Origin of the sequence: Parasegetibacter sp. NRK P23 (assembly GCF_023721715.1) — a bacterium.
Taxonomy (GTDB): Bacteria; Bacteroidota; Bacteroidia; order Chitinophagales; family Chitinophagaceae; genus Parasegetibacter.
Map to the genome: position 1 here is coordinate 1,586,900 of NZ_JAMDLG010000001.1, position 26,034 is coordinate 1,612,933.

Here is a 26,034-nt window from a genome sequence, read left to right on the forward strand (position 1 = left end):
CCATGCAAAACAACTTTATGCTGCTCCTGTTCGGGGGCAGTTCAAACAAATGGATACTGGAGGTATTCCGAAGCCAATTTCCTGTGCCCGATTTTAATGGGCTTTACGACGAAACGATTTTATAAAACAAACAACCAGCAGTCATGAAAACATTTATTGTCTTATTAACGGCCGTCGCGGCTTTCATCTTTGCCAGGGTGAAAGAACACGATGGTATTCCCGAAGCGGAATACAACCGAAACCGCACGTACATTTATTGTGCACCATCTTTTGATCCGGCGGCATTACTCAAAGGAAAAGCGCCCTTGCTGAAGGGATTGGGGGACCTCAAATACAGGATTTCCACTAAAAACAAAATGGCGCAGAAGTACTTCAACCAGGGATTGGCGCTCACTTACGGGTTCAACCACGGTGAAGCGGCCCGTTCGTTTCAAACCGCACTTTCATATGATTCCACCTGTGCTATGGCTTATTGGGGGCTGGCGCTGGTGTTGGGCCCGAATTACAATGCGCCTTTAAACCCAAGCAGTCTGGACGAGATCAATGCCGCCATTGCCAATGCGTTGAAATATGTGGAAAACACAAGCGGGCAGGAGCAGGCACTCATCAATGCCATGCGCGCCAGGTTTCCTTTGAAAGAAGAGAAAGATATGGCGCCATACTATGAAGCATATGCGCAAAAAATGCGGGAGGCGCATCAGCGTTTTCCCAACGATATCACCATCGGCACCTTACTGGCCGACGCGCTCATGAACCTGCATCCCTGGAACCTGTGGCTGAAAGATGGTACCCCCCAGCCCTGGACGCCTGAAATAGTAACCCTGCTGGAGAAAATGCTCCGGAACAACCCGGAACATCCGGGTGCCATTCATTATTATATCCACGCCACCGAAGCCTCCAAAGAAGCTGGAAAGGCCACCCCTTACGCCGATAAACTGGAAAATACCATGCCCTCGGCGGCGCACCTCGTCCACATGCCCTCCCACACCTATATCAGAATGGGCGAATACCACAAAGGGGTAATGGTGAATGAACGCGCTGTATTGGCCGACAGTTCCTATATCGCGCAGTGTAAAGTGCAGGGCATGGTACCGCTGGTGTATTACCCGCACAATATTCATTTCCTGGCCGCCTGCGCTTTTTTTGAAGGCAGCAGCAAAAAGGCCCTTGACGCGGCATGGATGATCTCCCGCAAAGCAGACAAAAAATTCCTCGCGGAGTTTACAGGCGTGCAACATTTTTACATCATTCCTTATTATGTGCTCGTGCACCTGGGCAAATGGGAGGATATCCTGATACTAGATCAGCCGGGTAAAAGTCTGCTTTACCCCCGCGCTATCTGGCATTATGCACGGGGTATGGCCTATGCCGCTAAAGGAGAAACAGGTAAAGCCGGGACTGAGTTGAACGCGCTGAAAGCACTTGTAAAAGATCCCGCCATGGAAAAACTTTCCATCTGGGACATGAACAGCGCACAACACCTGGCGCAGATCGCGGAATATACACTGGAAGCTGAATTGCTCGCGCGAGAAAATCAGTTTGATCCCGCGTTTGAGTTGCTGAAAAAAGCCGTTGTAATAGAAGATAACCTGAATTATACCGAGCCGCCCGATTGGTTCTTCTCCGTGCGCCATTCATTGGGACACTGGCTGGTGAAGGCAGGACGCTTTGAGGTGGCAGAGAAAGTATATCTTGAAGATCTGGCTACGTTTCCGGAGAATGGCTGGGCGTTGAAAGGGTTGTACAATAGCCTGAAGGGGCAGGGGAAGAATGAGGCGGCAGAGGCTGTGGATAAGCGTTTCAGGAAGGCATGGCAGTGGGCGGATATGGAGATTGTTTCTTCGAGGAAGTAGGGTTTTAACGCGATTGTTTTCACGCAACTGCTTTGTGCTTTGCACTGCGCAGCGCACTGCTTCCTGCTTCATGCCTCGCAGTCTCGCAGGAGCAAGGATGCATTGCTTCGTGCCTCGCAACGTTGTTTGTGTTTGGAGTGGTTTATTTCGGAGAGATTTTATTTCTCGCAACGGCGCAACGGCGCGGAGCCTTGATTAGTTGGAAGCATGATTTTTTTAAAGAGGATAGTATTACGTTCTTGTATATACGCGGAAAGCTGCATTTATGCACTAAATAAAATAATAAGGCGTGCCGGAATTTGGGCACGCCTTATTATTTTATTTAACAAGATTGTTCTTCCTCCTATTTAAAACAACGGCTCAAAGATACCTTTCAGTATTTACCAATACAATCATTCAACACAAATCCCCCTACGCCCCAATAACTATTCGAATACGACAAACATTGCCCCTCTCTGCAGGAGAGGGGGCGGGGTGAGGCTTTACCACTCCTTCTCCGGATTAAAATTCTCCAACTCCTTCGTCACCGCGTTCAGGAACGTTGAACCCAATCCTCCATCTATAATGCGGTGGTCATAAGAAAGGGAGAGGTACATCATGTGGCGGATGGCGATGGAGTCGCCCTGTTCCGTTTCAATTACTACGGGACGTTTTTTGATGGCGCCCACGGCCAGGATGGCGACCTGCGGCTGGTTGATGATGGGGGTACCCATAATACTGCCGAAAGTGCCTACGTTGGTGAGGGTGAAAGTGCCACCTGCGGTATCGTCGGGTTTCAGTTTGTTGTTGCGGGCGGCATTGGCGAGTTGGTTCACCTGTTTGGTGAGACCCACCAGGTTGAGCTGGTCCGCGCCTTTAATCACTGGCACGATGAGGTTGCCGTTGGGCAGGGCGGCGGCCATGCCTATGTTGATGTCTTTTTTTACGATGATTTTATCGCCTTCTACGGAGCTGTTGAGCCAGGGGAACTTTTTGATGCAGCGCACCACGGCTTCCACGAACAATGGGGTGAACGTGATCTTTTCGCCTTCTCTCTTTTCAAAATCTTTCTTCACTCTTTCGCGCCAGAGCACCATATTCGTTACATCCGCTTCGGAGAAGCTGGTAACATGGGCGCTGGTTTGCGTGCTTTCGATCATGTGTTTGGAGATCATCTTGCGCATCCGGTCCATTTCAATGATCTCTACATTGCCGGAGTAAGATACGGGGGCGGATGTTTCAGGCGTGCGACGGGGTTCTTCCTGTTTCACCATGATCTCCATGGACTTCGGTGCGGATACATTACCGGCTTTTTTATCGGCCACATATTGCAGAATGTCTTTTTTGGTGACGCGGCCATCGTTGCCGGACCCGGGAATATTTTCCAGTTCGGAGAGGGAAACACCTTCGCTGCCGGCGATGTTCAGCACCAGTGGGGAGTAAAAACGCGCACCGCCATTGGTAACAGGCCTTTCTTCCTGAACTACGGCAGTGTTTTCTGTGGCAGGAACCTCATTGGATTCGGGCGTTGGGGTGGGAGCAGGAGCGGCAGAAGCGGATGTTGCTTCCTGACCGGTACGGATCCTTGCGATCACGGTACCAACGGATACCACATCATTCACCTGGAAAAGTACTTCTTCCAGCGTACCTTCAGCGGTGGAGGGCACCTCGCTGTCCACTTTATCCGTGGCGATTTCCAGCAGGGTTTCGTCCATCTTTACATAATCTCCGGGGTTTTTGTGCCATTTCAGAATAGTCGCTTCCATGATACTTTCACCCATCTTCGGCATTACAAGATCAACCATAGCCATGTTACTGTCAGATTTTGTGTTTGTTTTAGTTTAGCGTACGATCTGATGCAATAAAAGCACATGCAGCCGGGAAGCCGGTCGCACTTTTATGGCAAGCAATCGGGGCAAAGGTAACCAATTCGGGGAAACCGCCTATACCAGTCCTAAAATGAAGCGTCTCAACTGGTTGAGTGCCAGTACGGCCGTCTGTTCTATGTTTCTTTCCCTGGCGTAACGGAGGTGGTAGGTCTGGGTATAAATCCGTTCCGCGCTGCCGGTCGCGATGCTTACGGTGCCCACCGGTTTTTCAGGAGAACCGCCGTCGGGCCCCATAATACCGGATACCGCAACGGTGTAAGTCGTTTGGAGAAGGTGCAGCGCGCCTTTGGCCATTTCCTGCACCGTGGGTTCGCTCACCGCACCAAAGGCTTTTAGCGTTTCCTGTTTTACGCCCAGTACATTCATTTTGGCCTCATTCGCGTAAGTAACCACGGAACCTTTGTATACCTGCGATGATCCGGGAAGGGAAGTGATGATGTGTGCGATGTAACCGCCGGTGCAACTTTCAGCGGTACTCATGGTGGCACCTTTTTCGTTGAGCAGGCGGGTGATGTATTGCTGAATAGTAAGGTCTTCGGCTACTACCATCACGTCGTTTACCGCTTCCTGCAGCTGGCCGTGCAGCGCTTCCAGTTCCTGCTCCGCATTAGTGTCCGCACTCCCGGTGGTGGATAAACGCAGTTTCACCATGCCGAAATTGGGGAGGTACGCCAGTTTGATGTGTGGCGGAAGCTCGGCTTCGAAACCGGCTATCTTCTCCGCCAGGAACGATTCTCCGATACCAGCGGTTACTATGGAACGGTGCAATACCGGGGGAAGCGCGAATTTTTCGCGGAGCCGGGGCAGCACATCTTCATTCATGATGCCCATCATCTCAAACGGAACCCCGGGCATGGAAACGAATATCTTTCCATCCTGCTCGAACCACATGCCGGGCGCGGTACCCCGCTCGTTGAGCAGCACGGTGCATACATCCGGCACTTCCGCCTGTTTCAGGTTCCTCTCTATAATGGGGCGTTTCAGTACTTCACTGAAAAGATGGATGATGTGCGCGCGTTTTGCTTCATTCACCACCATTTTTCCGCCGAAATATTCACACAGCAAGGGTTTGGTAATGTCATCCGCGGTTGGACCCAAGCCGCCTGTGAGCAGGATCACGTCAGCGTTCCGCCGCTCTTCGTCAAGCGCCTGGATGATGGCGGCTTTCTGATCGCCAACCGCCACGCGTCTTTTAACGGAAATGCCGGTCTGGTTCAGTGCCTGCGCGATCCATGCGCTGTTGGTATCTATCGTCTGGCCTATCAATAGTTCATCTCCGATGGTGATGATGGCGGCGTTTATCTGGTTCATCAAAGCCCTGTTATTTTTGAGCGTACAATTTCGGTAAATATTTCGATTACGGGAGCTCGGTATCGGTATCGGCCAGGGGAATTTCCACATGGAAAACGGTACCCTCTCCCTGACTGGTTTCAAACCATATCTTTCCTTTGGCCTGCTCGGCGATGCTTTTACACATGGCCAGTCCAAGCCCGGTACCCGAGGTTTTGGTGGTGAAGTTGGGCGTGAATATTTTAGACTGCATTTCGATGGGGATACCTTCTCCGTTGTCGGCGATGCTTACGCGGAGGTATTCATTGCCGCGGTTTTTTTCTTCCCTTATCACCACCAGGCAACTGGCATCGTGCTGGCAGGCTTCCCAGGCGTTCTGCAGGAGGTTGGTGAACAGCCGGTTCATCTGGGTTTTGTCCTGGAAAACCCAAATCCTTTCTGGTAAAGGCTCCCAACGTACGTCGAGGTTTTCATTGGTTTGGTACAGACTGATGAGTTTGTCCATCATTTCATGGAAGTCGAACCTTTCCTTGCGCGGGTTCCCGATATTGGCGAACTGTGAGAAATCGGAGGCGATCTTCGCGAGGTGTTCGATCTGTTCAATGAGGGTGGAGGCCACGTTACGGGTCATTTCCTTTACGTTGCCGGAGTTGTTGTCGATGGCTTTTTGCAGGTACTGGATACTCAGCTTCATGGGCGTGAGCGGATTCTTGATCTCGTGCGCCACCTGCCGCGCCATTTCCCGCCAGGCGCCTTCCCGTTCACTTTTGGCGAGGGCCACGGCGCTTTCTTCCAGTTTGTGCACCATTTTATTGTATTCTTTCACCAGGTCGCCGATCTCATCATCGCGGTTCCAGGAGATTTCTTCGTTCATTTTTCCCAGGTTCACGTCCCGCATTTTATCTGCGATCAGCGAAAACGACTGGGTAATGCGATTGGCGATGAACAGCGCGATGACCCCGGCCACCAGGAAGATGAATGCGTTCAGGTTGATGATGGTAACGAGGAAGTTGGAGATTTCCTGGTTCAGCTCTTTTTCAGAAGCGAAATAAGGAATATTGAGGTATGCGTATGGTTCACCCTGTTCATCCCGCACCGGGGCGTAAATACTGAGGAATTCCAGTTTGCCGATGTTCTCCTGCTGCACCACCTGCACCTGGTTCTGCACGTGCAGTTTGTAATACGCCTCGGGTTGGATGTTTTCGCTCAGGATGCCTTTGTCATAAACGATCTGCCGGGAGGAGGCGCGCAGTCTTCCATCCAGGTCGTAGAGGTTCACGTCGGCGTTGTGTATCTCGGATATCTCTTCAATCAGCGCCACCAGTTGCCCATCGGCGCCGGTTTCATAGAGTTTCAGCACATCATCGAAGATCGCGTGGTCCTTCATTTTGTTCTTTACTTCATTCACCATGATCTGCATGGCGCGGCTCAGCCTGTCGCGGTTGTTGTTGTTGTACCGGTTGATGAAGAAGGAGATCGTGGCCACCCCAATCACCACGAAGGAGAAAAGGGAGATGAAGATGATGGTGCTGTGAACCTGCGTGCGGATGTTGAACTGCCACATTTCCCGGAGGTAGCGCCACCTGAACCTGGAGCGCATGACGAGCGATACCACCCTGAAAAGCGCCACCAATGCAAGGAATGAACAGAATATATACGCGAATAAAGTGATGGCTTCCATGAGGGAGTTCACTTTCCGCGCGATCACCACATATTTGTCGGAAGCAACTTTGTACCAGAGTTCATCGTAATCTCCCCGGTTGATGATCTTGATATCTTCCACCGGCAGGTTCTTTTTATCAAGTCGGGTGGGGAAGGGGTATTCCTTGTAATTGTTGACCAGTTCGTATTTGTTGTAAACGGCGTAGGAATAGAAGGGGGAATATTCGGGATCGTAATCGCCGGGTTGTTTGAACAGTTCGGGGGAAAGCGCTTCGCCTTTGTACTTTTTCGGTTTGGAAATAAAATAGAGGTAGCCCAATGTCTGGTTGGCGGTATCGGTTACTTCTCTTTTACTGATGTAGCTGAACTTGTCGAATGCTGTTTCAACGTAGAAGAGTCCCGGGATATTGGTTCGTTTACCCTGTACGGTTAAAATGGTGTTCAGTGTGTTGTAAGAAGTGGAATCTTCGTTGTAGAGTGGCAGTTCGGCTGCGTCGTAGGTATAAAGTTTGGTGTCGTATTTATTGAGGTAACCACTGAAATTCATGTTGATCAGCCTTTCCTTGAGCGCACGGTTGCTTTCGGGATCGTGGAACTGGTGGAAATTGGCGCTCAGGAAATAGTTGTCGATATAAGTAAGCGCTATGCTCAATAGTCTTTCGCTGGAGCGATCGGCCTGGAGCGAGAGTTTCTCCGCCAGGTTCTTTCTTTGTTCCAGTTCTTTGGTCCGGTTCTCTTCGATGAGTACGGCAGTGATGGATGCGGAGAAAATAAAGAGCCAGAACAGGGTGCCGGCAAAATTAAGCCTGATCTTGCCCGCGAAGAATACCTGCCTGGAATTGAGCCAGATGATGAGGATAAGCCAGAACAGGGTGAATACCTGCAGCCCCGTGATTTTACCGAAACTGAGGATGGTAAGATAGACGAGTCCCATGATAGCCGGGACCAGGTATTTGATGTAGAGTTCGTTCGGGAAAAGGGCGTCTACTACTTTCAGCAGGAGCTGGAGCAGGTAAAAATAACCCAGACTGATACAGGAGAGGATCACGAATCCGACCACGGAGTATTCGTTCAGACTGAAAAAGTCCGTCACATTCAGCGAAACGACCGTCGAGTCTTTTACCAGGCTTTTGATCACGTCACACACATAATAAGTGGCGGTGAGCAGGAATACGTTCAGCACGATCATCATGACCCATCTTTTCCATTTAGCCCAGGTGGAAAAGGATACTTTGGCAAACGCGAGTTTGTTGCGCGTGAACAGGATGATCCAGAAAAAGAGCAGCGCGTTGATGAGCAGATCGCCAAGGGAAGGGTGTACGAAATCTGAAGCGAAGATGGTGGGATCGAACAATTCAAAATCCCTGAACCTGAAGGGGATGGGGATGTGATATGAAAGCAGTCTGATAAATGCCACAGTGCCCGCCAGAACACCTACACCTGCCCATGCGCCCTTTCTGGCCGCGATTTGTTCGGCCAGCGTCTGAATGAAGAACAGTACCATTAGTACACCGGCCAAACGTAGTACAATGGACACCCAGTCGGGTTTTTCCACTACACGCACATTGCTTTTGTAATCCAGGTAAAAAAGACTGTTCCCGTTCAGGTCGGTGATGCGGTATTCGTTGGGTGCATCGGTTATTTTATAAAGATCTTCGGCACCTGAAAGACCGATGAACCGCTTTTGGAGATAAGTATTCCGGATAAAATATTCTTCCCGCACCTGGAGCAATCCTACAGCTAGGATTCTTTTCCCGTTCAGGGGAATGGCTTTCTGCCACATCACATATTGCCCGTTCGCCAGGTTACGGAACCTGGTGGTATCGCCCCAGAACAGCCGGTTGTGTTCCGGTTCGGTGCGTTGGTTGTTCCAGAACACCAGCTTGTATTCCTGCCAGGTGTTCACATCGTACAGGTAAAATCCGTAGGCTTTGTCCACGGCCTTTTCCAGCCCGCGTTCCGTGTATTTGTCTTCGGCCAGGCGACGCATGAGCGCGGTATCCGTCACAAATTCGCGGAAATCCTTTTCATAAGTATATACCCGTTCCTGGAGCGAGTTTTTAACACCTTTGATAGAGGAGGTATAAGAAAGGTAATTGCTGAAAATGAAAGACAGCGTGAACAGCCAAGCCGCTGCGATGAGCAGGTAGCCGTTGAGGTAGAAAATCCTTTTAAGTTGTGCAATCACCGGGGTTCATCTTTTTTCACGCTGTTCCAGATGTCGTCCATCTCGGGGAGCGTCATCTCCTGAAGGCCTTTTCCCTGTTCGGCGGCTATTTTTTCCATTTGCTGAAAGCGGGAAATGAACTTGCGGTTGGTGCGTTCCAAAGCGTTTTCCGGGTCGAGTTGCAAAAACCGTGCGTAATTGATGAGGGAGAAGAAAAGGTCGCCCAGTTCTTCCTCCGTATGTAGTGCATCGCCGTGGTCAACGGCTTCTTTCAGTTCCTGCATTTCTTCTTCTACTTTCTCCCAAACCTGTTGTGCGTTCTCCCATTCAAAGCCTACCTGTTTGGCTTTTTCCTGGAGCCGCATCGCTTTCACCAGCGCGGGAAGCGATTTAGGGACACCTTGCAGCACGGAGGTTTTCCCTTCTTTCAGTTTCAGTTGTTCCCAGTTGCGTTTTACGTCCTCCTCATTGTTCACCTGCACATCACCGTAAATATGGGGGTGCCGGGAAACCAGTTTATCAGAAATACCTTCCAGGACATCTGTTAAGGTAAACTTTCCCTGTTCGGTGCCGATTTTAGCATAGAATACCATGTGCAGCAGCAAATCTCCAAGTTCTTCTTTGATGCCCTTCCAGTCTTCACCCGTAATGGCATCGGTGAGTTCGTAGGTTTCTTCAATGGTTTGCTGCCGAAGGGTATGGATAGTTTGTTTTTTATCCCAGGGACATTTCTCCCGGAGTTCATCCATGATGCGCACTAATCGGAGGAAAGCGTCTGAAAGCGGTTGCTGCATATCGGTTCAGTTTAGGCGAAGAAAGTGATGAAAAGGAAAAAGAACACGGTAAGGAAGGTGAAAGTGAACAGGGAAATAAAGTTATGCAACACCAGTTTCGCCAGTGTTTTTCCCCTGCCGTCGCCATAAAAATACCGCATCGCCTTATACATGTAATAATAGAAATATAGGAACAATACAAATTGCAGGAAGCCCCAGAAGCCGCTCATGCCGAAGTTTTTCATCCAGCGGAAAAGGAAGAACGCGAGCAGCAGCAGGAAGGAATAAATGTACAGGTGAATGCTGAATATGCCGTGTCCGGTGTACCAGATGTTCCGCTTTCGCCTGTACAACAATTGAAACGTAAGCGCGAAGATGGGTAGGGAAAGGAAAAGTATCTTGGGGAACTGGTGCAGGAATCCATCCGCCAGTTTTTCAAGAAAAGCTTTGGGGTTAGCGCTGTAATCTTCGTTCATATTCAGCGTCCGGAGTTTAAACTTTTTGCTGAACCAGCCATCTCTTTGGGATGCCGGTAATTTTTCCTGCGCAGTCAGGTACTCGTCTTTTGTTCTGTACTTCTGGTCGGCAACGCCCACGCTGAAGCCGCCCGGGGTTTTCGCGGAATCGGATTGCAGCACGAAAATACTGTCCAGCGTTTTCACCAGTTGCACCGAATCTTTCGTTGCCATGAGATTACCGGCTTGTGCGCGCAATCTTTCTAAATTGCGGGTTCTGGTGGAACTTTCCGGGTTTCCCAGGTTGATTTTGGTGATGGAAAAGAAAATCAGGAAGAAAAGCGCGGAGGTGAAGATGTACATCCTGATGGGATTCAGGTATTGTTGTCTGCGCCCCTCAAGATATTCTTTGGAAAGAAATCCTGGCTTCTGGAACAGCAGCCGCACGGTACGGAAGAATTTTCCGTCGAAATGCGTAATGTCGTTAAAGAAGTGGGTAACAAGCCCCCAGAAGGTTTCCTGCGGTTCTATATTTTCCTGGCCGCATTCCTGGCAGAATCTCCCTGCAACCAGGGTTCCGCAGTTCAGACAATGTTTATCGTGGCGTTCTTTCCCGTGTGACACAGTGTAATGGATGGTTCGGTTTTAAAAGTAGGATAAATTTCAGGCCGTGCAAAAGATATCAGTAAATTTGAACGTTTCTATAGCCTAAATACCTGTTGCAGATGCACCTGATCAAGAGAAGTGTCCTTGCCTTATTATTACTGAGCGCCGTTTCCGCAAATGCCCAGCATTATTATAAAGATATTGTGGCCGTGGAACAAACCGTGTCCACGCAAAAGCTGTACGCCGCCGAAAAGGTAAAAAAGGTGACCCTGAAGAGCCTGGACGCCGACCGTACCGTTACCCGGAATTTTATGTGCTACCAACTGGTGAGTCCGGATTTTACCCAGCTCACCACCATTACCCGCACCGATTTCAGCGGAAATTCGAACATGAAGACCTTCTTCGACCCCAATGGCCGCCTCCTCCAGGTAAAAGACAGTACCGATGGCAATGTCACCACCACGAGCTATACTTATTCCCCGCAGGGAAAACTGCAGTCGCTCACCACCACCATCCGTTCCCTGAAAGATGCTTTCGAACAAAAAGAAGAGCACCAGTGGCAGTACACTCCCAAAGGGGCGCCGGAACAGATGGTGCGCATCCTCAATGGAAAGGATACCACGCTGGTGACGTTCATCACCGATGAAGCCGGTAAAGTGCTGGAAGAAAAAACGATTTTCTCTCCTCGCCGCTCCGAAACCATTTATTACTATTACAACCAGGAGGGCCGTCTTTCCGATATCGTACGGTACAATACCAAAGCGCGCCGTCTCTTACCGGATTATATGTTTGAATATGATAGCGCCGGAAGGGTGGTGAAAACGGTGCATATTCCGAACAACAGTAGCAACTACCTCACGTGGGTGTACCAATATGATGCCGCGGGCCTGAAACTGAGCGAAACGGCTTTGGATAAGCAGAAGGAGATGATGGGAAGAATTACGTATGCGTATGAGCGGTAGGCTATGCGTTTTTTTTTCACGCAAAGACGCAAGGGAGCCAGGACGCAAGGGGCTGTTCGGTTTTGGAGAACCTTGGGTTATTCTTGCATATTTTCATCAGCATTTATCCCTGAAAAAGTTTCTGTTTAGTGCCATTTATTTGACCTGTTCATATCCTAAACAAGAACTGACGTATCATTAGGATTTAACCAACAATAATATTTCAAAATACAAGCTATTTCACCACAAACAACGCCTTGCGTCTTGGCTCCCTTGCGTCTGCGCTGTGCGAAGCACAAAGCAGTTGCGTGAAAGAGATACACAAAAAACAGGCACACCTACCCCAAGCACCGTTTATATAACTGCACCGTATTCTCCAACCCCAGGTACAACGCATCCGCAATCAATGCGTGCCCTATAGATACTTCCAGCAACCCAGGCACTTCCTGCGCGAAAAACGCCAGGTTCTTCAGGTCCAGGTCGTGGCCCGCATTAATGCCCAGGCCCAGTTCCACCGCCTTTGCCGCCGCTGATCGGTAAGGCGCCACAGCCGTTTCTTTATTGGCGGGAAACAGCCGCGCGTAAGCTTCAGTATACAATTCAATGCGATCGGTACCCGTGGCCAGCGCGCCTTCCACCATTTCCACCACAGGATCCACGAATATGGAGGTGCGGATACCCGCGTTCCGGAAAATATTGATCGTTTCTACGAGGTAGTTCTTGTGTTCAATGGTGTTCCATCCGTGGTCGCTGGTGAGTTGCCCGTCGGCATCAGGAACTAGTGTGACCTGGTGTGGGCGCACTTCCAATACCAGTTGAATGAACTTTTCTTCCCTGGGATTGCCTTCTATATTAAACTCCGTGGTAATAATAGGTTTGATGTCGCGCACATCCTGGTAGCGGATATGGCGCTCGTCGGGACGTGGGTGCACAGTAACGCCATCCGCGCCAAAAAGCTGCACGTCAATGGCTGCTTTTACAACATCGGGTGTATTTCCTCCGCGGCTGTTGCGGAGCGTGGCGATCTTGTTGATATTGACCGAAAGTTTGGCATGTTCCTTCATGCCGCGAAGTTAGTTATTTATTCTCCTCGGCAATTCCGGCGAGCGCCTGTTCTTTTTCCAGTATCCAGGCGGGAAGCGGCATTTCCGTATGCATTTTCCAGTGCCCGTTCTCCCGGATGAGTTTAAACATAAGCCTGTTGCCACGGTCGTCGCAAACATCAACGGTGAACAATCCTTCGGGGAATGAATGTACTTTTCTGAAGTTGAACTCTCTCAACCTTCCTTCGCATTTCAGTAGTTCAGTAAACTGAATATTCTTTATAAACTCCAACTGCATGATTAAATGATTCGGATGAACTACCACAATAACTGTGCAAGAAATTCGAATCGGGGAATTTTAAATTTTGAATGATGAATTTTGAATGGGGTGGCTTCAATTCATCATTCAGATTATTTGCCGTGTGGTGGCTGCCTTATAAATAACCCCAATATATTCGAGGTTAAAGTGTAACGGCTTCAAGGCTAAAAAATAAATGTCGGATTTGGAATAGGATAAGTAACGTCTTTTTTGAAAAAATGGCATACCCTGATTGGCGTTTCACTTACCAATAAGCTATTCATCATAACAGGAATGGCTTCTCGCTACCCAATAACTCATCAACTACCATAAACTATGCCTCTCTCCCCCGGGAGAGGGGGCGGGGTGAGGCCAAAAAAGCTGCCAAATAAGGAATTATCCCCATCTGACAGCCTTTCTATAATATTCCGGATTTCAAATCAGAAATTACTCCTCAAACCTAACCCCACAATCCATCATTCAAAATCCAACATTAAAACTAGTACCTGTACAACTCCGGTTTAAACGGACCTTCTTTAGAAATACCCAGGTATTCAGCCTGCGCATCCGTCAGTTCATCCAATTCCACGCTGATCTTTTTCAGGTGCAGGCGTGCCACTTTTTCGTCAAGGTGCTTCGGCAGTACGTATACTTTGTTCTCGTATTTCTCGTGGTTCAGCCACAGTTCTATCTGGGCGAGCGTTTGGTTGGAGAAGGAGTTACTCATCACGAAGCTGGGGTGACCGGTGGCGCAACCCAGGTTCACGAGGCGACCTTCGGCCAGCAGGATGATGTCTTTCCCATCTACATTGTATATATCTACCTGGGGCTTCACGGTATCTTTTGTATGACCATAGTTGGTATTCAGCCAGGCAACGTCGATTTCGATATCGAAGTGTCCGATGTTACAAACGATGGTTTTGTCTTTCATCTTCCTGAAATGCTCGCCGGTGATGATGTCGCGGCAACCGGTGGTGGTCACAACGATATCGGCTTCAGCCACGGCGTTGGTCATTTTCTTCACTTCAAATCCGTCCATAGCGGCCTGGAGGGCGCAGATGGGGTCGATTTCAGTTACGATCACGCGTGCGCCTGCACCACGGAGTGATTCAGCGGAACCTTTACCTACGTCGCCATAACCTGCCACAACGGCAACTTTACCGGCCATCATCACGTCTGTGGCACGACGGATCGCGTCCACCAGTGATTCTTTACAACCGTATTTGTTGTCGAATTTGGATTTGGTAACAGAATCGTTCACGTTGATGGCGGGGATGGGCAGGGTGCCTTTCGCCATTCTTTCGTAAAGGCGGTGAACACCGGTAGTGGTTTCTTCACTCAGCCCTTTAATATTGGCGATCATTTCAGGGTATTTGTCGAATACCATGTTGGTAAGATCACCACCGTCGTCGAGGATCATGTTCAGGGGGCGGTCGTGGCTGCCGAAGAACAGGGTTTGTTCAATGCACCAGTCGGCTTCTTCCTGCGTTTGTCCTTTCCAGGCGAAAACTCCGATACCGGTAGCGGCGATGGCTGCGGCGGCATGGTCCTGTGTGGAGAAGATGTTGCAGGAGCTCCAGCGTACTTCGGCACCCAGGGCGGCCAGGGTTTCGATGAGTACGGCGGTTTGGATGGTCATGTGCAAACATCCTGCGATGCGTGCACCTTTCAAGGGCTGTGAAGGACCATATTCTTCACGGATAGACATCAGACCGGGCATTTCGGCTTCTGCAAGTTTAATTTCCTTGCGGCCCCATTCTGCCAGGCTCATGTCCTTCACTTTATAAGGAAGGCTGAGATCAATTTGTTGTGCTGCTGACGACATTTTGAAAACTTTTTGCGGTTAATTAATAATGGGCGTAAAGATAGTTCTTTGGAATAAAAATAAAATAACTGCCATGTTTTTTAGAACAAATGACTTTGATTTGGCTATCTTTTCGGAACAAAAGCATAAAATTCAATCCTTATGACCCTTCAAAAAGAAAATTCAGATACTGGTTCATCCATCTCTCTGGACGAGAAAGATATCGCCATCCTGAAAATACTACAGGACGACGCCCTGGCAACGGTAAGAGAGATAGCCGCCGCCGTGCACCTGAGCACAACGCCCGTGCATGAACGCATCAAAAGAATGGAGGAGGCCGGAGTAATCAGTTGTTACGCGGCCCTGGTGGATCCTGCCAAAGTAAAGAAGGGACTGATGGTAATATGTTATGTTTCCCTGAAAGAGCATGGTAAGCGCACGGGAAGCAAGTTTGTTAAACTGATCCAGGAGATGAACGAAGTGGTGGAATGTTACAGCATCAGCGGCGAATTTGATTTTATGCTGAAGGTAGTGGCGGAAAATATGAACGATTATTATGATTTCCACGTCAACAAACTCAGTCAGGTAGAGAACATCGGTCAGCTCCAGAGCGTATTTGTGATGGGAAAGATTAAGGAAACGCACCGCCTCATTTTTTAAAATTCTTTCGTTACGCAAACGGTTGCGCGACTTTTCCAATGAAAATTAAAGCCGGATTAATTCCTAATTTTACAACCGGTTACAGGTTTTGATCAATCAGCCCCACCGATGAATGACTAGTATCAACAGCAATAACATGGAGGAACGCCGGATATGGGAAGCATTTGCCCATGGAGATGATGGGGCGCTGAAAACCTTGTACGACGCGTACTTTGAAACGCTTTTCAGTTTCGGCAGAAAATTTACCGGCAATACATCGCTTGCGGAAGACGGGATCCAGGATTTGTTCCTGAAACTCATGAACAACCGTGCCGCCCTCGCTGTGCCCGACCATGTTTCCGCTTACCTGATCAGGGCGTACCGCAACATACTGATCGACAAACAACGGAAAATTCAATCCACACGTACCGATCAGCTCGATGGCAGTGAATTTCCCGGCGCCTTCTCATTGGAAACCGCCCTGGAAGAAAAAGAAGAACTGATGCTGCTGCGGGAAAAACTGAAAAAAGCCCTGGAAGACCTTACGCCACGGCAGCGCGAAATCATTTACCTGCGCTACCATTACAACTTTTCTTATGAAGAAACGGCCGAAATTCTTGGTCTGACCGAGAAAGCGACCTACAAACTGATGGCCCGCGCCATCCAGGGACTGAAAGACGCGTTCCCGTTGCTGCTGTTATTTTTAAAATAATTTTTCAGCGGCGTGGGGTAAAATAAAAAACAGCTGCGTCATATACCAGTTCCCCTTGTTAAACCTTATTGAAATAAGATGAAAAAAGAGTTTGCCAAATATAAATTGGATGATTTTCTGCTGGATGAAGATTTCCAGGCCTGGTTCAGGAACAGGGATCATCAAACCAGCGAAGATTGGAACCGGTTTTTGCGGGAAGAAACCCTGCATCCCGAAAGTTTCCGCGAAGCGTTGCAGGTGGCGGAAATGATTGCAAAGGATGGTTTCCAGGAAAATCCGGAGACCAAAGCGCGGGTCTGGAACAATATCGTGGACATGCGGGACATGAACGCAACACCGGTCTTATCCATGTGGCGCAGGTTACGTGTTCCTGCCATTGCGGCCGCCGTAGTGTTGGTTTTGGCCGGTGCGGCATGGATAGGAGGATTCTTTGAAAAGAGGGAAGCTGTTCAGGTAGCTCAAAAAACAGTGAACGATGCGCAACCAGGATCGGATAAAGCCACACTCACCCTTGAAGATGGAAAAGTGATTGAACTGGATGTGGCCTCCGCTGGAAACCTGGCCACCAATGGCAATATCAAAGTGGTGAAAAAGGGTGGTGAACTCACGTATGAAGTGAATGATGCCGGCGCAGGTGCGGGCAACGAAATGGCTTACCATAAACTGGCCACACCCCGCGGCGGACAATTCCGCATCATGCTGCCCGATGGCAGCCGGGTTTGGCTCAACGCATCCTCCTCCCTTCGTTTTCCCGCTTCTTTCGCGGCAAACGAAAGAAGGGTAGAGGTAACGGGCGAAGCTTATTTTGAAGTGGCAAAAGACAAACAACGTCCGTTCCGCGTAATGGTGAGCGGCTCGGAAGTGGAAGTGCTGGGTACTTCCTTCAACATCATGGCTTATGCCAATGAGTCTGTGCTGAAAACGACCTTACTGGAAGGTGCCGTTAAAATGAGCCATGGTTCCGAAGCGGTGCTGCTGGCTCCGGGCCAGCAACTGGTGGAGCAGGAGGGTAAAATGACGCTGAAGAAAAATGTGGATGTGGAAGCGGAAGTGGCCTGGAAGAACGGCATGTTCCTTTTCAACGGAGCCGCGTTACCGCAGGTAATGCGCCAGTTGGAAAGATGGTACGATGTGGAAGTGCAGTACGAGAACGGTGTGCCGAAGGGTACGTTAACGGGGGAGTTTCCACGGAGTATGATGTTATCGGAAGTGTTACAGATACTGGAGTTGAGTGGAGTCGTGTATAAAATTGAAAACAAAAAACTAATTATATCGAGTAAATAATTCAGTAAGGGCCATAAAAAAACCGGAAGTGCGGGAACACTGCCGGTTGGATGGGCAATTACTGCAACAATTTTCGCCAACTGTTATTTTATCACCCAAAACGTTACCAAAACTATGCAATTAATTGCGTTTCGCAAAGTTGCGCCCGTACGTGATTGTACACCTGCTTTGCGACCATCATCCAAAATCTGGTTGATAATGAGAATGACTGCGCTTCTGCTACTGGGAATCTGTTTGCATGTGAGTGCCAACACGATGTCTCAGCAAGTAACATTGTCCGAGAAAAATGCTCCGCTGCAACAGGTCTTCAAAAAGATCAAAGCACAAACGGGGTATACTTTTGTGTTCAGGAACGACTGGATACAACAAGCCAGACCCGTTGATGTGGACGTGAAGAACGTTTCACTCAAAACCGCACTGGATGTTTGTTTCCGGGAACAACCTTTTTCCTACGAGATCATCCGGAACACCATCGTGCTGCGCAAAAAAGAGCCGGCCCCGGAGGTGATCACAAGTCCTGTAGTGGCCGATCTGCCGCCTGTAATCAAAGGCAAGGTGGTAGATGCCGACGGCAACCCTATTGTTGGCGCCAGCGTTGTGGTGAAAGGAACCCGGGTTGGGGTGATGACGGGCGCCGATGGTAGCTTCTCGATTGACGCAGGTCAGGAAAACGCTACGCTTACCATAAGTTTCGTTGGCTTTATTGCTAAGGATGTAAAAGTGAAAGGGGGGCAGTTCCTGAATGTTTCCCTGCGCCCTTCTGAAGAATCCATGAAAGATATGGTGGTAACCGGGATATTGAAAAGAAGAAAGGAAAGCTTCACCGGCGCCGCTGTTTCTTTCGACAGCGAACAACTGAAAGCGATCGGGAACCAGAACGTGATTCAAAGTCTTAAATCTCTTGATCCTTCCTTTATTATTACGGAAAACAACACCCTTGGTTCTAACCCGAATGTGTTGCCTGACATTGAGATCAGGGGAAAAACTTCCGTTGCCTCTACAACTTTGCGCGACGAGTTCGCTTCCGATCCTAACCTGCCCTTGTTTATCCTGGATGGTTTTGAAACCAATCTGCGTACCATCGTTGACCTGGATATGAACAGGGTGGAATCTGTTACCTTATTGAAAGATGCCGCATCCACAGCCATTTACGGCGCACGTGCCGCCAATGGCGTGGTGGTGATAGAAACGAAAAAGCCAAAACCAGGCGCGTTGCAACTGTTTTATACCGGAGACTACAGGATGGAAATCCCCGACCTGTCTGGTTATAACATGATGAACGGGGAGGAAAAACTCGAATTTGAAAGGCTTTCCGGGAGATATACTATTTATCATCCTGCCTACATTGAAGAGCAACTGGCTTTGGATGAACTGTACCATTCAAGGCTCACTAGGGTGCGCAGGGGCGTGAATACCTACTGGATGAATGAACCCGTTCAACTGGGTTTCTCACACGGACACTCCGTCCGGATGGAAGGTGGTGATCAGATTGTGCGTTACGCCGCCGGTCTCCAGTACCGTAAAACAGATGGCGTGATGAAAGGTTCCGCAAGGGATACCTGGCAGGGCAACCTGGATCTTATCTACAGGAAAAATAAGATCAATATTTCCAACCGCATGATGGTGAACGGCAGCACTGCAAATGAGTCTCCCTATGGATCGTTCTCCTCTTTTGTAAACGCGAACCCGTACTACGAAAAGTACAATGCCGATGGTGGAGTGGATAAATACCTTGAGGTGTCAAGAGGAAGGGCATTATCCACCGAAAGGATCGTGAATCCGTTGTACAATGCCTTGTTGAACAACATCAATACCACCAAAAGTTTCGAGTTCCAGAACAACCTTCAACTCGTTTACTATTTCAACAACGACCTTCAGTTCCAAACCTCCGCGCAACTGAACAAGGCGTCCAGTGATCAGGTGTTGTATTTCCCGCCCGAACACAGCAGGTTCGACAATGCCGGCCTGTTTGAAAAAGGAAGCCACAACAACAAAAGAACAGGCAAGTTTTCGTACCAGGCCAACGCCATGCTTACTTACGGACGGCTTTTTGGCGGCAAACACCAGGTTACCGGTAACGCCAGGTTTGAAATACAGGAGAACAACAACGATGCCTATTCTTCCCTCGCGGTAGGATTTCCTCCGGGAACCAATGGCAACCCCGCCTTCGCGTATGGTTATGATCCGGAAGGAAGACCCGCAACCGCCATCAGCCAGTTCAGAAGAAACAACTTCCTCGTTTCCGGAAGTTACACTTTTGATAAAAGATTCGTTACGGACTTCTCTTACCGTTTGGATGGATCCACCGCTTTCGGCTCCAATAAAAAGTATTCCTCTTTCTGGTCGGTGGGAGCAGCCTGGAACCTGCACCAGCAGGCAGTGCTTCGCGATAAGGATTGGATCAATACGTTCCGCCTGAAAGCGAACATCGGTTCTACAGGTAACCAGAACTTCTCCCAGATCACTTCTGTTTCCGTTTATACATTCGAATCCAACCTGAACAGCTACGGACAAGGATTAACGCTTACAACACTCGGGAACCCCAACCTGGAGTGGCAAAATACCCTTCAGACCAATATCGGGATCGACTTCACCATGTTCAACAGCAAGTTCAGCGGTTTTGTAAACATCTATGAGAAATATACCAAGCCGCTTATAGTAGCGGTAGACCTCCCTTCCTCCACAGGATTGTACCAGTATCCGAAAAATGTGGGCCACCTGAACAACAGGGGCATAGAGGCGAACCTGAAATATTCTCCGATCTATCGTCCTAAAGACAGGGTAGTACTCACTTTCGGCCTTACAGGTATTGTACAGAAAGCGGTATATGGCGGTCTGAACAATGAACTCGAAAGCCTGAACAAGGACCAGCAGGAAAGCCGTTCGCTGATCAGGTACAAAGACGGGTACAGTCCTGAGGACCTTTGGGCCGTTTACTCCCTGGGCATTGATCCGGCAACGGGAAGAGAAATGTTCCTGACCAGTGAAGACCTGATGACTTTCGACTACAATGCACAGGATATCCGTGTTGTGGGTAATTCAAGACCAACCCTGGAAGGCGTATTCAATACGAATTTCTCCTTCAAAGGATTTAACCTGGGTGTATTCATGCGGTACAGATATGGCGGAGATGTATTTAATTCAGCGCTGTACAACAAAGTGGAAAACATCAGCGATGCCAATGTGATGAACAACCAGGATAAGCGTGCGCTTTACGACAGGTGGAAGCAACCCGGCGATATCTCCAGGTTCAAAGCCATCTCGATTACGACTACCACGCCTATGTCGTCACGTTTTGTACAGGAGGAAAATACGCTGATCGGAGAATCCATCAGTTTCGGGTACGATTTCTACAACAAACCTTTCCTGAAAAAGATTGGTATGAAGAGCCTGCGCCTTACAGGCTATATGAATGATATTTTCCGGGTATCTACTGTGAGAAGAGAGCGCGGCACGGATTATCCTTTCGCCCGTTCCGTATCCTTCAGCATCAGTACATCTTTTTAACCACCGATTCAAAAGATTATGAAACATATTTTCAACATATTCATGATAGGGATCGCAGCCATCATCCTGCTGCCTTCCTGCAAAAAATGGCTCGATGTGCAGCCTCAGGATAAATTCACTGAATTGCAGGTGTATGAAGACCTGGGCGGAGCCGGCAATGCATTGAACGGAATTTACCTTCTTATGGCAGGCAATCCGTTGTACGGAAACAACCTTACCATGGGAACATTGGAAGTGTTTGCCCAACGGTATAATATCGGCACCCAGCACAACAGGGTAAGGTTCCAGAGTTACTCGTATGGTGAGCAGGATGTTATGGCGAACCTGGCATCCATCTGGGAAAATGCTTATGTGGCGATCGTGAACGCGAACCAGTTTGTAAAAAGCATGGAGCTGTATAAAAGTCCGAAAATTACCGCGGCGGATGATTCCATCATGAGGGGGGAAGCCATCGGCCTCCGGGCGATGCTTCATTTCGACCTGCTCCGCATGTTCGGGCCCATGTACAATACGGCTGATTCCGTGGCCAAATCTATTCCCTATTACAGAACGGCTGCCACTACAGCTGCTGAATTATTACCCGCCAGCCAGGTGATGGACAGTATTCTCTATGATCTTTCTGTCGCGGAAACCCTGCTTCAAAACGATCCCATCATCCGGGAAGGTGTGGTGAAAACCGTGGTGGGAGACGGAAGAGACTTTTTCAGAAACAGGAACCAACGCATGAACTACTACGCCATCAAAGCGTTACAGGCCAGGGTGCATCTCTACAGGGAAAACAAGCCTGAAGCGTTGAAAGCCGCGAAATTCGTGATCGAACAGAGCGCAAACCGGTTCCCATGGATAAACCCTTCCAGGATCATCAACGATAAAACGAATCCTGACCGTGTATTTTCTTCTGAATTGATCCTCTGCCTTTTTAACATCAATCTCTATAATACCAACAGAAACCTGCTTGCTCCGGAAGTAATGGATGCAAGTATCCTTGCGCCAAACGATACCAGGCTGAAAGCGGTTTTCGAAAACAATGAAAATGATTACCGTTATAACCCCATGTGGGCGCTGCCTTCTACCGGCGCAAAAAGTTATAAGACCTTTTACAAATACACAGATGTACAGGCAACGGATAGCAGCTTCAGGTTCAAGATGCCACTGATCAGAAAAAGTGAGCTGTATTACATCGCCGCGGAATGTGAAACGGATCCGGTAGCCGCGAAACAGTACCTGAATACCGTTCGGTATAACCGTGGATTGGTGGATGTTTCAGCAAGCGCGAACATCATCACCGAATTGCAGAAAGAATACCAGAAAGAGTTCTGGGGCGAGGGGCAGTTGTTCTACTTCTACAAGAGGAGGAAGGTGACCAGTGTGCCCAACAGCGCTTCCACATCAGGGAACGTTACCATGAACGCTGCAAAGTATGTGTTCCCGCTGCCGCTTTCTGAAACCCAGTACAGATAACTTCAACCTATTTTACATGAAACGTATTTCATTCTCCATACTATTACTTACGCTCCTTTTTGCCGGGTGCACAAAGGAACTGAAAACATTTGAAGGTGCTCCGGTGGTCTATTTTAACTACCCTGTTAACGGCGGCGGTCCCGCGGGATCGGGCCTTTCTCAGTCTGCACTCATCAGTTTTGCTTTTGGCAGCATTACGCTTACGGATAGCGTGGTGCCCATCCTGGTAAGGGTATCAGGCGCGCCGGCTAACGTGGACAGGAAATATTCCCTGGTTCTTGTGGACTCTCTTACAACAGCTGAACTGTCTACACATTACCAGTTTGTTCAAACGGATTTCACCATCCAGGCAGGGAAACTGTGGGATACCGCCTACCTGAAACTCAACCGTACCGCAGATATGGCCGACAGTACTTTTTCCATTTACATGGCGCTCGAGCCGAATGAAAACTTTGGTACCAATCTTCAGTTTAAAGTGAATGGCACCGCTAAATTTAACGCTGTCCAATACCAGGTGCAGGTAAATGATATTCTTAAAAAACCGCGGTACTGGCTGGATCATTACCTGGGTACTTTCTCGAAGGAGAAACTGTACCTCATGTCTGAGATGCTGGTGATACCGCTGGATAAAATGGAAAACACCATTACGATCGCAGAACTGGTTTACTACGGCAAGTTCATGCAAAGGTACCTGAATGAGAAAAAGGCGGCAGGGGAAACGATTTACGAAGCGGATGGAACCACGGCAATGACCATGGGGCCTGGTTCCCAGTAGTGCAGTTCTTTTTTTCTAACAAAGCCAAAATTGAAAGCAATGAAAATCACATTTGTAAAATATATGTTTCTTGCGCTGATCACATTCTCGTTCAGCGCTTGTTACAAGGACCTCGGTAATTATGATTACACCGAGCCGAATAAAGTTTCCATCGGCGGGATCAACGAAAAATATACCGTAATGCAGGGAAGTTACTTTGAAGTAATTCCCGAACTCACCTTTACTGAAGCGAACGCATCCGATTCGGCCCGCTACACCTATGAATGGATCGCCATGAAAAATGGCGCGTTGGTAGCCGATAAAAGAAAAGACCTCGGTACAGGAAAAAGCCTGCGCATCAATGTGGCTATTCCTTCCGGTTCCTATAATGTGTATTACCGTGTGAAAGATACCCTAACCGGTTTGCAGTTCCAGAAAGTGTTCGATATCGATGTGGTGAGTTCTATTTACGAAGGCTGGCTGGCCATGACAGAAGTGAACGGGAAAGCAAGGCTGGATATGGTATCGAAAGTAAACAACGAATTCATTGTTATCAATGATGTACTGAATTATGTTGGTTCATCTTTGACCCTGAAAGGTAAGCCGGTTGCCGTGAACAGTTTCAGGATGAATCCCCTTGCGGATGGATATGGCATATTCCTTTCCACCAATGAAACAACAGACAGAGTTGAACCGGAAACTTTCCAGTACAAGAATACCTATAACATCAAATATGAAATGATCGCCAACGTGCCCGATGATTTTGCCGCTACGGAAGTGGCCGATGCGGGAGGTTACAGGTCTTATATGATCGCCGGCACCAATGCGTACTTCTATTATTATGTAATGAACATCAGGTTTGGCCTGCCCATCAATATCATAAAGGATGAGCCTGCTACTTTTGAAATAGCACCTTATGTTGCAGTTAATTCCAATGCCGTTTTCTATGACAACACCAATAAAAGGTTTGTCAGACACATCGGTACGGAATCCACCTGCTCTGTAATGCCAGATGGAACATTGTTTGATTTTAACACCGGAATGGACCTGGTTTACATGACCTATTCCTCTTTCAGTAATGGGAATGTATTCGCGATTCTGCACAGTGAGGCTACGGGTAAATACATGCTTGCCCGTTTCACGTTTGGTGCATCGATTCAGCAGGTATATTATGAAGAAATGACCGCAACCGACATGGCGATGGCGAAGAACTTCGCGGTAAGTCCAAACCTCGGCTACATCTTCTATACCGTTGGCGGAAAACTTTATTCTTATGACATGTCGCTGAAAGCGAGCAAACTTATGCTGGATAAGGGCGCAAACACATTCACCGCACTTAAATTCAGGGGGAATACCCTTGTGGCTGCCAGTCTGGATGCACAGAAGCCTGAAGGGGAGAACGGCGTATTGGAAGAATATACTGTTATGCCGGTGCAGGGCGATCTTCAATTGCTGAATCGTTTTTCCGGGCTTGGCAAGATCATCAGCTTTTCCTACAGAACCCGCTAAATTGTTTTACACCTTACATTAAATAGCTAAAATGAAAAAAGTATTTATGGCATTCCTGGCAACAGGAATGCTTTTGCCAACCTTTGCCCAGCAAAAACCAGCCACTGTTAACGGTGCCATTTCCAGGAAATCAAAAGAGCCCGTAAAACTCTTCACCATCACCCACGGGCGTATCGAGGAAATCGCTTCTTCCAAAGTGGACGATCAGGGGAAGTTCGGCTTCCTTTTTTACCCGGAAAACGAGGCGTTCTATGTAATCGGATTGGGCAATCAACAGGCGCCATCCGATAAGTTCAGCTTCTATTTTAAGCCGGGCGATCAGCTCAATTTTGAGATCAACGATACCAGCTATACACTGGTTGGGAAAAATACCGCTGAAAACAAAGCCATCGCCAGTTGGCACGACAAAGCTTACGTGGTGGAAGGCCCATCGCTTTACCTGAACAGAAAGCGCGATACCTACAAACAATTCTTTCCAAAATTTGAAGCGTTTCAAAAGGAATTCGCGCAATCAAAAGCGGTGAAGACGGGCAATAAGCAGTTTGATGCGGCTTTTGCCATCCGGCAGGAACTTGATGTGCTTTTTTATGCATCGAGCTTTGTATTCATGCCCAATACGGTGCATCCCACGAAGGATGATTACATCACATATTACAAGAACCTTGATGTGACAAAGTACACGGCTGATGGCCGGTTGCTGCGCTATCCGTTCGGGATGAGATTGCTTGCTTCCATCCAGCGTATTCCCGTTATGGCAAACGGACTGCCCATGGAAGGGAACGATCCCGATAAGCGCATCGCCATGATGCGGAACGATACACTGAAAGGAGAAGTGTTCATAGAAAGCGCACGTTACCTGAAAACTTACCTGGGTTACATGGATCTGGCGAAGAAGTATGAAAAATACATTCTTACAGAAGACCAGAAAACCCGCCTATCCGAGATTTCAACCAAACTCGCGCAGGCCGACAGCAAACCCGGTCAGCCCGCCATTAACTTCTCGTACCCCGACATTAACGGAAAGATGACTTCCCTCACCGATTTTAAAGGGAAAGTGGTGCTGGTGGATGTGTGGGCAACCTGGTGCGGCCCCTGCAAAATGGAAATCCCACACCTGAAAAAGATGGAAGAAGAAATGCGCCACCAGGATGTGGTATTCATGAGTGTTTCCGTGGATGAACAGAAAGATTTCGAGAAATGGAAAGATTTTGTGGCCAAAGAAGAACTGAAAGGAGTGCAAATGTTCGCCGCCGGATGGAGCGATATCGCGAAGAATTACAACATCAAAGGTATTCCGAGGTTTATGGTGTTCGATAAAAAAGGGAATATCGTCACCATCGATGCTCCCCGTCCATCAAGCAAAGAACTAAAACTGCTGTTGGAGAATGAGTTGAAAAAGTAATACAAA

General features: G+C 48.6%; 18 protein-coding genes. 10 read left to right on the forward strand and 8 right to left on the reverse strand.

Annotated features, from left to right (window positions below; genetic code table 11):
* Window positions 1-143: 143 nt before the first annotated feature.
* Window positions 144-1,853 carry a hypothetical protein gene (locus M4J38_RS06395; RefSeq protein WP_251758709.1) on the forward strand — a complete coding sequence of 570 codons (1,710 nt, stop codon included), beginning with the start codon at window positions 144-146 and terminating at the stop codon, window positions 1,851-1,853.
* 482 nt (window positions 1,854-2,335) lie between these two features.
* Here M4J38_RS06395 and M4J38_RS06400 read toward each other — a convergent pair whose 3' ends face one another.
* From M4J38_RS06400 to M4J38_RS06420, 5 genes are all read right to left on the reverse strand, one after another.
* Entirely contained in the window at window positions 2,336-3,643 is a 1,308-nt protein-coding gene (locus M4J38_RS06400; protein WP_251758710.1) for a dihydrolipoamide acetyltransferase family protein, read from the reverse strand.
* A gap of 132 nt (window positions 3,644-3,775) precedes the next feature.
* Complete coding sequence (locus M4J38_RS06405) at window positions 3,776-5,032, reverse strand: CinA family nicotinamide mononucleotide deamidase-related protein (RefSeq protein ID WP_251758711.1); 1,257 nt, start codon at window positions 5,030-5,032, stop codon at window positions 3,776-3,778.
* Between the two features lie 46 nt (window positions 5,033-5,078).
* Complete coding sequence (locus M4J38_RS19805; protein ID WP_251758712.1) at window positions 5,079-8,861, reverse strand: HAMP domain-containing sensor histidine kinase; 3,783 nt, start codon at window positions 8,859-8,861, stop codon at window positions 5,079-5,081.
* Window positions 8,858-9,634: a nucleoside triphosphate pyrophosphohydrolase gene (gene mazG / locus M4J38_RS06415; protein ID WP_251758713.1), complete on the reverse strand. Its 777-nt coding sequence runs from the start codon at window positions 9,632-9,634 to the stop codon at window positions 8,858-8,860. Before mazG ends, M4J38_RS19805 begins: the two co-directional genes overlap by 4 nt.
* A gap of 11 nt (window positions 9,635-9,645) precedes the next feature.
* Window positions 9,646-10,692, reverse strand: coding sequence for a DUF3667 domain-containing protein (locus M4J38_RS06420; RefSeq protein ID WP_251758714.1), 1,047 nt, complete (start codon window positions 10,690-10,692; stop codon window positions 9,646-9,648).
* 101 nt (window positions 10,693-10,793) lie between these two features.
* On the opposite strand from M4J38_RS06420, the gene M4J38_RS06425 reads away from it, so the two are divergent.
* Entirely contained in the window at window positions 10,794-11,636 is an 843-nt protein-coding gene (locus M4J38_RS06425) for a hypothetical protein (protein WP_251758715.1), read from the forward strand.
* A gap of 317 nt (window positions 11,637-11,953) precedes the next feature.
* Here the strand turns inward: M4J38_RS06425 and M4J38_RS06430 are convergent, their stop codons facing one another.
* The 3 genes from M4J38_RS06430 to ahcY form a co-directional block, all read right to left on the reverse strand.
* Window positions 11,954-12,679 carry a pyridoxine 5'-phosphate synthase gene (locus M4J38_RS06430; RefSeq protein WP_251758716.1) on the reverse strand — a complete coding sequence of 242 codons (726 nt, stop codon included), beginning with the start codon at window positions 12,677-12,679 and terminating at the stop codon, window positions 11,954-11,956.
* Window positions 12,680-12,692: 13 nt separating this feature from the next.
* Window positions 12,693-12,956, reverse strand: coding sequence for a hypothetical protein (locus M4J38_RS06435; protein WP_251758717.1), 264 nt, complete (start codon window positions 12,954-12,956; stop codon window positions 12,693-12,695).
* A gap of 499 nt (window positions 12,957-13,455) precedes the next feature.
* Complete coding sequence (gene ahcY, locus M4J38_RS06440; RefSeq protein WP_251758718.1) at window positions 13,456-14,781, reverse strand: adenosylhomocysteinase; 1,326 nt, start codon at window positions 14,779-14,781, stop codon at window positions 13,456-13,458.
* Between the two features lie 141 nt (window positions 14,782-14,922).
* Here ahcY and M4J38_RS06445 point away from each other — a divergent pair, with 141 nt between their 5' ends.
* From M4J38_RS06445 to M4J38_RS06480, 8 genes are all read left to right on the forward strand, one after another.
* Window positions 14,923-15,420 (forward strand): Lrp/AsnC family transcriptional regulator, encoded by a 498-nt coding sequence (locus M4J38_RS06445; RefSeq protein ID WP_251758719.1) that lies wholly within the window; start codon window positions 14,923-14,925, stop codon window positions 15,418-15,420.
* A gap of 112 nt (window positions 15,421-15,532) precedes the next feature.
* A complete protein-coding gene (locus M4J38_RS06450) occupies window positions 15,533-16,111 on the forward strand; it encodes an RNA polymerase sigma factor (RefSeq protein ID WP_251758720.1) in 579 nt (192 codons plus the stop codon).
* Window positions 16,112-16,189: 78 nt separating this feature from the next.
* Window positions 16,190-17,395 (forward strand): FecR family protein, encoded by a 1,206-nt coding sequence (locus M4J38_RS06455; protein ID WP_251758721.1) that lies wholly within the window; start codon window positions 16,190-16,192, stop codon window positions 17,393-17,395.
* Between the two features lie 255 nt (window positions 17,396-17,650).
* Window positions 17,651-20,902, forward strand: coding sequence for a SusC/RagA family TonB-linked outer membrane protein (locus M4J38_RS06460; RefSeq protein WP_251758722.1), 3,252 nt, complete (start codon window positions 17,651-17,653; stop codon window positions 20,900-20,902).
* Window positions 20,903-20,920: 18 nt separating this feature from the next.
* The gene (locus M4J38_RS06465) at window positions 20,921-22,363 is read left to right on the forward strand and encodes a RagB/SusD family nutrient uptake outer membrane protein (RefSeq protein WP_251758723.1); all 1,443 of its coding nucleotides are present in this window, start codon (window positions 20,921-20,923) and stop codon (window positions 22,361-22,363) included.
* Window positions 22,364-22,379: 16 nt separating this feature from the next.
* Window positions 22,380-23,138, forward strand: a complete 759-nt coding sequence (locus M4J38_RS06470; RefSeq protein WP_251758724.1) for a DUF4843 domain-containing protein — start codon at window positions 22,380-22,382, stop codon at window positions 23,136-23,138.
* Window positions 23,139-23,177: 39 nt separating this feature from the next.
* Complete coding sequence (locus M4J38_RS06475; protein WP_251758725.1) at window positions 23,178-24,626, forward strand: PKD-like family lipoprotein; 1,449 nt, start codon at window positions 23,178-23,180, stop codon at window positions 24,624-24,626.
* Between the two features lie 31 nt (window positions 24,627-24,657).
* Window positions 24,658-26,028, forward strand: a complete 1,371-nt coding sequence (locus tag M4J38_RS06480) for a TlpA disulfide reductase family protein (RefSeq protein ID WP_251758726.1) — start codon at window positions 24,658-24,660, stop codon at window positions 26,026-26,028.
* The last annotated feature ends 6 nt before the right edge of the window (window positions 26,029-26,034 follow it).

Coding starts and splice junctions, on each gene's coding strand:
- M4J38_RS06455 (WP_251758721.1), top strand. CDS start 16,190: ATGAAAAAAGAGTTTGCCAAATATAAATTGGATGATTTTCTGCTGGAT.
- M4J38_RS06450 (WP_251758720.1), top strand. CDS start 15,533: ATGACTAGTATCAACAGCAATAACATGGAGGAACGCCGGATATGGGAA.
- M4J38_RS06400 (WP_251758710.1), bottom strand. CDS start 3,643: ATGGCTATGGTTGATCTTGTAATGCCGAAGATGGGTGAAAGTATCATG.
- M4J38_RS06425 (WP_251758715.1), top strand. CDS start 10,794: ATGCACCTGATCAAGAGAAGTGTCCTTGCCTTATTATTACTGAGCGCC.
- M4J38_RS06475 (WP_251758725.1), top strand. CDS start 23,178: ATGAAAATCACATTTGTAAAATATATGTTTCTTGCGCTGATCACATTC.
- M4J38_RS06395 (WP_251758709.1), top strand. CDS start 144: ATGAAAACATTTATTGTCTTATTAACGGCCGTCGCGGCTTTCATCTTT.
- M4J38_RS06470 (WP_251758724.1), top strand. CDS start 22,380: ATGAAACGTATTTCATTCTCCATACTATTACTTACGCTCCTTTTTGCC.
- M4J38_RS06460 (WP_251758722.1), top strand. CDS start 17,651: ATGTCTCAGCAAGTAACATTGTCCGAGAAAAATGCTCCGCTGCAACAG.
- M4J38_RS06465 (WP_251758723.1), top strand. CDS start 20,921: ATGAAACATATTTTCAACATATTCATGATAGGGATCGCAGCCATCATC.
- ahcY (WP_251758718.1), bottom strand. CDS start 14,781: ATGTCGTCAGCAGCACAACAAATTGATCTCAGCCTTCCTTATAAAGTG.
- mazG (WP_251758713.1), bottom strand. CDS start 9,634: ATGCAGCAACCGCTTTCAGACGCTTTCCTCCGATTAGTGCGCATCATG.
- M4J38_RS06430 (WP_251758716.1), bottom strand. CDS start 12,679: ATGAAGGAACATGCCAAACTTTCGGTCAATATCAACAAGATCGCCACG.
- M4J38_RS06480 (WP_251758726.1), top strand. CDS start 24,658: ATGAAAAAAGTATTTATGGCATTCCTGGCAACAGGAATGCTTTTGCCA.
- M4J38_RS06405 (WP_251758711.1), bottom strand. CDS start 5,032: ATGAACCAGATAAACGCCGCCATCATCACCATCGGAGATGAACTATTG.
- M4J38_RS06445 (WP_251758719.1), top strand. CDS start 14,923: ATGACCCTTCAAAAAGAAAATTCAGATACTGGTTCATCCATCTCTCTG.
- M4J38_RS06435 (WP_251758717.1), bottom strand. CDS start 12,956: ATGCAGTTGGAGTTTATAAAGAATATTCAGTTTACTGAACTACTGAAA.